Origin of the sequence: Pseudomonas meliae (genome assembly GCF_001400515.1) — a bacterium.
GTDB classification, from domain to species: Bacteria; Pseudomonadota; Gammaproteobacteria; order Pseudomonadales; family Pseudomonadaceae; genus Aquipseudomonas; species Aquipseudomonas amygdali.
The window spans coordinates 2,938-4,785 of sequence record NZ_LJQT01000452.1; the positions used below are offsets into that span (position 1 = coordinate 2,938).

Annotated in this window: 1 protein-coding gene; it reads right to left on the reverse strand. The window is 57.6% G+C overall.

Annotated features, from left to right (window positions below):
- Positions 1–1,512 (reverse strand): methyl-accepting chemotaxis protein (locus ALO64_RS20685; protein ID WP_235805019.1); only part of this gene is annotated, 1,512 nt, incomplete at its 3' end.
- Between the last annotated feature and the right edge of the window lie 336 nt (positions 1,513–1,848).

The following is a 1,848-nucleotide window of genomic DNA, read 5'->3' on the forward strand; positions in this document are numbered from 1 at the left end:
CAGGGCAGCGGCGGTTTCGGTCAGGCGCTGATTGAGCTGCTGGATGCTGTCGGTGGTGCGCTGGCTGTCCTGGCTGCTTTGCTCGGCGATACGCCGGGTATGCCTCGCGCTTTCCGAGGCCTGCTCACAGCTTCTGGCCACACCTTGAGAAGTAGCGGCCAGCTCGGTTGCTGCCGCAGCGATCTGGCTGATCTGCTGTTGCTGGTCTTCGACCTCGGTCAGCGTCCCACTGGACTGGGCATTCAGCGTCAGCACTGCATCGCCGACACGCACGGTCTCCTGATTGACGCCCAGCAGGCTGTTACGCAGCTGCACAACCGCGACATTGAGCGCCCTGCTGATAGCGGCAAGCTCGTCACGCCCCTGCACGGCCACTTCGACACACAGATTGCCGTCACGCAGCGATTCAGCCAGCGTGGTAATGCCGCTGGCGCTGTTGCGAATCGAGGATTGCAGGCAGGCGAACAGATAGATGGCCATGATCACCAGAACACAGAAGATCACCGCCATCGGGATGAACTCCATATTGGAGGTTTCATGGTAGTAATCGAGACGGCCATTGAGCGCATCAAGCGACTGCCTGCGCAGACCTGCCGTGCTGCCGGTCAAGGTGTCGATGCTCTTTTCAAACTCTTCCGGCTTGAGTTTGATGCTACCGCCGAAAACCCCGTCATCAATGACCTTCAGTTCGGTTTCCAGCACTTGCCTGACCGCATTGTACTTGTCGGCCCAAGGCTGCAACTGCTCGGGGAGCTTGGATAACAGCAGGCTGGCAGCCTTCTGCATCTGATCCTTGGAATCATCGATCCGACCGCGCAGATCGCGCATCTGCAAGCGGCTCTGCCGGCTGAACTGACCCGACGCCACCGACGTTTGCCCCACACTCGACAGGCGGCCGATACGCTCGATCAGATCCGGTACTTGCTGGGTGGAAAGCTGCATGAGCATGTAGGTTTCAAGCCAGGGGTCGAGAATCAACCCGCTGTCCATTGCGATTTGCTCGCGCAGCGCCTGAACCAGGTTCAACACCGTCGTGAAGCGCTCATAACCATCGGGCCACCAGCCCACCGTACGCAATGACGCAGTGTCCAGACCGGTGACTGCCGCCTGAAGCGCCTTGAAACGGTTCATCGTGTCGGCAGGCGCGTTTTCCCGCTTCAATGCGGCATCAACGCCTTCCAGGGCTTTGGTGATACGCGGGATGCCTGCATCGACGTTGGCCATCGCAGCTTTCGCAGCCGGGGTCGGTTCACGCAGAATGTCGGCAGCTTTCCAGCGTGCGGCATGGTCGCGCTGGGCAGCCAGTTCAATATTCAGATCATCAAGCGCCAGCAACTGACGCACGCCCGATTGCTCGCCGGAAATGACATCGAGCTTGTTGCTGTACTCCTTGGTGATGACCCATGCGCTGCCCGCCAGCGGCAACATGAACAGCAGGAACAAGACCTGAAACTTGCGAGCGAAACCAAAATGTCCCATCAGGCGCATGCCTGGTGACAAAAGACTGTTCATGTCCTGCGACTCCCCGTGAACACCTGCCAGACCTGAGCAAACAGAGGCGATGCTTTTTTTAAAAAACGCTAACAGCAAAATGCCATGTTCTTGTTTCAATGGCGATACGTGTCGCCTCACATTGGTACGAAAAGCACGGCCGATGATGGGTTTTCGTACCATATGGCGCAGCAATTGACGTACCGCCGACACTGAAGCAAGAACCGGACCGTACACGAGGCTGGAAAGGCTCTTTCAGGGCAGCAAAATATTCATCCCGAACAGGACACTGGAAACGTAAACTTCGGCAAACCGATTGACCCCGTCTTAGGAGGGGGTAGACAAAATCAAGTGGTA